Below are 4,983 nucleotides of genomic sequence, written 5' to 3' on the forward strand. Positions count from 1 at the left end.
CGATCTCCCACAACCCGTCCGGAACAATCCAACTCCACGTACCCCGCCCCATGAACGGACCAACGAGTCACCGCCACGTAGGACACGGTCTTAGTCTCGGCCTTTCATGAAGCGGGTTGTCCGACGGGTGGTCAGGTAAGCGAATAGCGCCTCTGACCAGCAAGAATGAGGATTGACGAGGTCCTTGTTTCTGCCACCGTCGGAGGCACTTCCCGGGTGAAGAAGCGTATCGGGTCCTACTCGCGCGTCCGCGTCGAGGGCGGTGGCCGTGGGGTGGTGTCCCAGGCCGGGGCCGTGCTGCTGGTCGAGACCGTCCGCAAGACCGGGTTGGACCAGGCGATATCGGCGGCGCTCGCGCCGTGGCGGCGGCCCCGGGCGGTCCACGATCCGGGAAGGATCCTCCTGGACGTGGCCCTGGCGGTCGTGCTGGGCGGGGACTGCCTCGCGGATGTCGGGACGCTGCGGGCCGAGCCCGGCGTCTTCGGGCCGGTCCCCTCCGACCCCACGGTCTCCCGGCTCGTCGACGCCCTCGCCGCGGCCGGGCCGAAGGCCCTGGCCGCGATCAGGACCGCTCGGGCCGAAGCGCGTGAGCGGTCCTGGAAGTTGGCCGGCACTGCGGCGCCGGATGCCGCGGGGCAGGTGATCGTGGACCTGGACGGAGTGCTCGTGCTGGCCCACTCCGAGAAGCAGGACGTCACCGCGACCTGGAAGAAGACCTTCGGACACCATCCCCTGGTGGCGTTCGTCGACCACGGAAGCGGCGGGACCGGTGAGCCGGTGGCCGGCCTGCTCAGGCCGGGCAACGCGGGCAGCAACACCGCCACCGACCACATCACCACGGGCCGACTCGCCCTGGCGCAACTGCCGAAGAAGTACCGGCGCGGACGCCGGACGCTGATCTACCGACTCCGGCGGCGGCACCCACGAGTTCGTGGCCTGGCTCGCCCAGCGCGGCCGGTGGCTTTCGTACTCGGTCGGCATGACCGTCACCGAGCAGATCCACCAGGCCGTCCTCAAAGTGCCCGCCACGGCCTGGACGGCAGCGATCGAGCCCGGCGGCGAGATCCGGGACGGCGCCTGGGTCGCCGAACTGTCCGGCGACTGCCTCAAGGGCTGGCCGAAGGGAACGCGGCTGATCGTCCGCAAGGAACGGCCCCGTCCCGGAGCCCAGTTGAGGATCACCGACGCCGATGGGCTGCGGCTGACGTGCTTCGCGACCAGCACCACCGTCATGGCGATCGCGGCACTCGAGCTGCGACGCCGCCAGCGGGCGCGGGCTGAGGACCGCATCCGGGCCGCGCGGGCCACCGGCCTGCGCAACCTGCCCCTGCACGACACCGCGCAGAACCAGATCTGGCTGGAGATCGTCCAGCTCGCCCTGGACCTGCTGGCCTGGATGCCGATGCTAGCTCTGACCGGTGAAATCCGCGGGCGGGCCCCGCCGTCTGCGGTTCCGCCTTCTCTCCGCAGCCGCCCAGATCGTCACGACCGCCCGCCGCCGGCACCTGGTTCGCACGCCACTGGCCCTGGACGGACGTGATCACCGACGCCCTGGCGCGCCTCGAAGTTCTCCCGAACCCCGGCTGAGCAGCACGTTCTCGTCCCTGCGAGCAGCAATACCCCGACCGGAGCCGTGGAACCCGGCGCACACCCGACGCGACAGCCGGGCCATCATCCTGCCCACCATCGACCCGAACAACCGAAACGGCCCGCCGCAGAAGCCGACGGGCCGTCACGAAGGATCGAGGTTAGTGTGCTTCCCCACTGATTCTCCTCCGGGGTCGTCGGACCGATACCGGATGTACCGGCTCCCCGGCCGGAGGGTCCGCCAGCACGGTCCTGTCCGAAGGGTTCTCCACGGAGAAGCACCACCAACTTACATGGCATCAGCGGTGCCCATCGGCCCTTTGCGATGGCTGAGTTGGGGTGGCGTCCTGCAACCAGGATCCTTGTGGCGTTCCGCTTCCGGGTGAGGCAAGTTCGCTGACCGCTCTACCGGCGGCTGCCCGTCGGTGCCGGGCCAGGGTCGCGTAGCGGGTTTCGGTGGCCGCAGTCCCAGCACTTGACGGTCTCCGGGAGCTTCTCGTACGGCATGCCAGGGATGCCCTCGGAGCCGTCGATGCGGAAACCTCCACAGTTCTGACAGGGGGTGCCATGGAAGGGCTTGTTGTCACAGCGCAGGCAGACGCCTTCCACGCCAGCCGGATCGAGGTGGGTGACTCGGACGTCTGAACTGCCGCATCGCACGCAGAACGCTTCGTTGTTCTTCATGGTGCTGGTGTACAGCAGTTTTTCAGAGACGTTCCCCTGCTCGCTGTCGGCCCATTCGGCGCGGATCATTGAGGCACTCCATGGTTTGGCAAACCAGTCGAAGTCGTTCGTCATCCGGTTTTCCTTCCCCTTGTGCGTTCGAGCATCTTCCGGCATGTACTGATGCGGGCGGGTGTCACTCGATGAGGCCAGTGCAGCGCAGCGGCGTGTGTCGTTGACCTTGGTATGACGACGCAGAGCATCGACAGCAGGGTGGCTCCCGACCGAGACTCGTGTCTGGCGACGCTGAGGGTCTTGCCGCGCGAGACCAAGTACGTGCAGGAAACCCCGGGGATGACCCTGTTCTGGGAGGAGATGGCCATCGAGCCGCCGCACCCTGCCGAGCGGTGCCCGCGCGGACGCAGCAAGCACTACGTGGCGTGTTACGACGAGATGATCACTCCAAGGTTCGCTCAACACTGGAGTGCACCCTGATGCCCGGTCACGAGGGCGCGCACGCTGCGGAGATCGGGTTCAGCGAGGACGGGGTGTGTGATCAGGACATGTGGATGTCCTGGCAGGCCTGCGTCCCGGAGGCCCGGCAGATTCATCAGCCGGGAGAGTGCCCGTGGGCCGTCGGCGAGCTGGGAACCAACCCGTGTGTCCTCTTCAAGGATCATCCTGGACTCCACCGGGGCCAGGGCATCGGCTTCGTGGACGACGAAGGACTGAACCGGCACGGCGAACGCCCCTACGACGACACCTCCAGCACACAGCACTGAGAGCGCCCTCAGGAGCCGTCCGCCAGCCGCAGCCGCCGTGCGGCGGCGCGGGGAGCGCTCCGCCTCACAGACCGAGTCCGGGGACGGATCCCGTTGGCCATTCTCCGGCAGAGATCCAGTGGCATGCCGCATCCGACAGGGACGACCGGCTGAGCCGGGAAGGATTGTGTGAGGCTACAGGTCCTGGACGGCTCGCAGGGCGGCGTCCACGCGGATCATGGCCGCCGCGTCGACCGGGCCGAGGAGTTTGGCGCCGTCGAACCGGTCGACGCGCAGCTGGACGATGTTGACGGCGACGGCGGTGCACGGGAGCGGGTCGCCGATGACGACGGACATGGCGGTGTCGGGGTAGCGGCCGCTGTCGTGGAGCACGATCACGAGGACCGCGCCGTACGCCTCTTCAAGGCCGGTCAGGCTGATGATCAGGACGTTGCGGCCGTCGGGGAGCGACCAGATTTCCCCACGGTTCACAGGGTGTCGCCCTCGCCCGCCAGGTCGTCGCCGAGACCGAGCGTGGCGAGCTGCTTCGCGGCATCCAGCGTGGCAGCGCGGCGGGCGGCACGCACGACGTAGGCGTTCACTGAGAGGCCGGCCTCGGATGCGGCTGCCCGGATCGAGGGGGCAAGGTCATCGGGGACGCGCAGGGTCATCGTGGTGACGGACATGGGTGCAGCATAGCCACCGTATTCTGGTGGCGTTAGGTGGTATCGCTCAGTCTTCGCTGTGGGCGGTGCCGAGCCCTGCGGGCCCATACTCGCTCGAAGGATCAGTGCGGTTCTTCCACAGAGTCAGGCAGCACGGAAATCGTGAGCCGGGCCGCCGCGCCACTCCACCCACCGCCGGTCATCCAGCACGACCTCTGCGTCGTCAATGCCGGCGCTTTCGAGGAGCACCACCAGGTCGTGATCGCTGTAGGCCGTGCCAAGGATCTCGTCCCTGCCGTGCGGGCCCACGGGCATCACCCGGCAGACGAGGTCACCTCGCTGCTCACGACTCAGTGCTTAGGTAGGGGCGCGAGTCGGGCTTGAAAGCGGCTCCCGTTGTGGCAACGGGGGCCGCTTCGTATTTACGGGGGACGGATCGGCATCAGGTCTCTCATCCAGCTTGCTGCGCCGGTTCGTCGGCCTCCGGGTCCCCCTGAGCGCGAACCCGGACGGGACTTTGCACCACCCCGACCAGGGCACGGAGGTCTGCCGCCGCGCGGACCTGGCGGACCTGGTCGCCGACACCCCGCTCGGTCCCGAGCAGGCCGCCGCCCACCATCGCCTTGGTGTCCACCTTCGCACCCGACTCCGCTTGCCGTGCCAGACGCGCCGCGAGCTCGCTGTTGATCGGCTCCAGGGTCTGTTCCTGTTGTTGGAGCTCTTGCGGCGTCATCGCTGGGGGCGGGGTTGGTGTGGCGGCCATCAGCCGCCGGCCGCCTCTCCCAACCGATCCAGGGCACCGCCCACTGCGCCCAGAATCGTGCCTGACTCGTTCGGGCCCTGTACGAACGCCTGGACCGCCTGGAAGCCGAGCCTGCCCCCTCGGCCGTCTGACTGCCGCGCACCCGGGCAACCACGGGCCCCGGATGCGCGGCGTAGCAAGCATGTGCCGGGCTGTCAGAGGCGTGAGGCATCATCGGCAGTGGGCGGCGCCCAGCCTTCCGCCGATTCCGCCTTCGCAGGCGCGGTGTGGCCGGTTCCCCGAAGATGGAGCGTCGCCGATGTCGCAGGGGGCGGGTTCGGGCCATCCGCTTGGGGGTGTCTCCGCAATGGCATGGAATCCCACAACGTCGGGGCATCGCGCGGCAAGGCCATCAGTGAACCCTTCTCATCCTGATCGCCAGGCGGTCTCGATGGCGTGAACGGCGGCGCTGGTCCGGCTGATCCGGTTCGGGCTGCAGCGGGCTTTGCGGAAGATCCGCCATTGCTTGAGGCGGGCGAAGGCTCGCTCACCGGGCGCCCTCAGC

Annotated in this window: 6 protein-coding genes and 1 pseudogene; 2 read left to right on the forward strand and 5 right to left on the reverse strand. The window is 68.5% G+C overall.

Annotated features, from left to right (window positions below; genetic code table 11):
• The first annotated feature begins 216 nt into the window (after window positions 1-216).
• Window positions 217-1,587 (forward strand): annotated as a pseudogene (locus tag ACZ6IM_RS42140) (IS1380 family transposase).
• Between the two features lie 405 nt (window positions 1,588-1,992).
• On the opposite strand, the gene ACZ6IM_RS42145 reads toward ACZ6IM_RS42140, so the two are convergent.
• A complete protein-coding gene (locus ACZ6IM_RS42145) occupies window positions 1,993-2,385 on the reverse strand; it encodes a hypothetical protein (RefSeq protein WP_319218519.1) in 393 nt (130 codons plus the stop codon).
• Window positions 2,386-2,744: 359 nt separating this feature from the next.
• On the opposite strand from ACZ6IM_RS42145, the gene ACZ6IM_RS42150 reads away from it, so the two are divergent.
• Entirely contained in the window at window positions 2,745-3,032 is a 288-nt protein-coding gene (locus tag ACZ6IM_RS42150; RefSeq protein ID WP_319218515.1) for a hypothetical protein, read from the forward strand.
• Between the two features lie 174 nt (window positions 3,033-3,206).
• On the opposite strand, the gene ACZ6IM_RS42155 is transcribed toward ACZ6IM_RS42150, so the two are convergent.
• The 4 genes from ACZ6IM_RS42155 to ACZ6IM_RS42170 all read right to left on the reverse strand — a co-directional run bounded on the left by ACZ6IM_RS42155 (window position 3,207) and on the right by ACZ6IM_RS42170 (window position 4,409).
• Window positions 3,207-3,503: a hypothetical protein gene (locus tag ACZ6IM_RS42155; protein WP_319218513.1), complete on the reverse strand. Its 297-nt coding sequence runs from the start codon at window positions 3,501-3,503 to the stop codon at window positions 3,207-3,209.
• Complete coding sequence (locus ACZ6IM_RS42160) at window positions 3,500-3,697, reverse strand: toxin-antitoxin system HicB family antitoxin (RefSeq protein ID WP_224228317.1); 198 nt, start codon at window positions 3,695-3,697, stop codon at window positions 3,500-3,502. Before ACZ6IM_RS42160 ends, ACZ6IM_RS42155 begins: the two co-directional genes overlap by 4 nt.
• 123 nt (window positions 3,698-3,820) lie before the next feature.
• Window positions 3,821-3,985, reverse strand: a complete 165-nt coding sequence (locus ACZ6IM_RS42165; protein ID WP_319218509.1) for a hypothetical protein — start codon at window positions 3,983-3,985, stop codon at window positions 3,821-3,823.
• Window positions 3,986-4,127: 142 nt separating this feature from the next.
• On the reverse strand, window positions 4,128-4,409 hold the full coding sequence (locus ACZ6IM_RS42170; RefSeq protein WP_398918965.1) for a hypothetical protein: 282 nt from the start codon (window positions 4,407-4,409) through the stop codon (window positions 4,128-4,130).
• Window positions 4,410-4,983: the final 574 nt, after the last annotated feature.

The sequence above is a fragment of the Streptomyces sp. NPDC042336 genome (genome assembly GCF_055581985.1).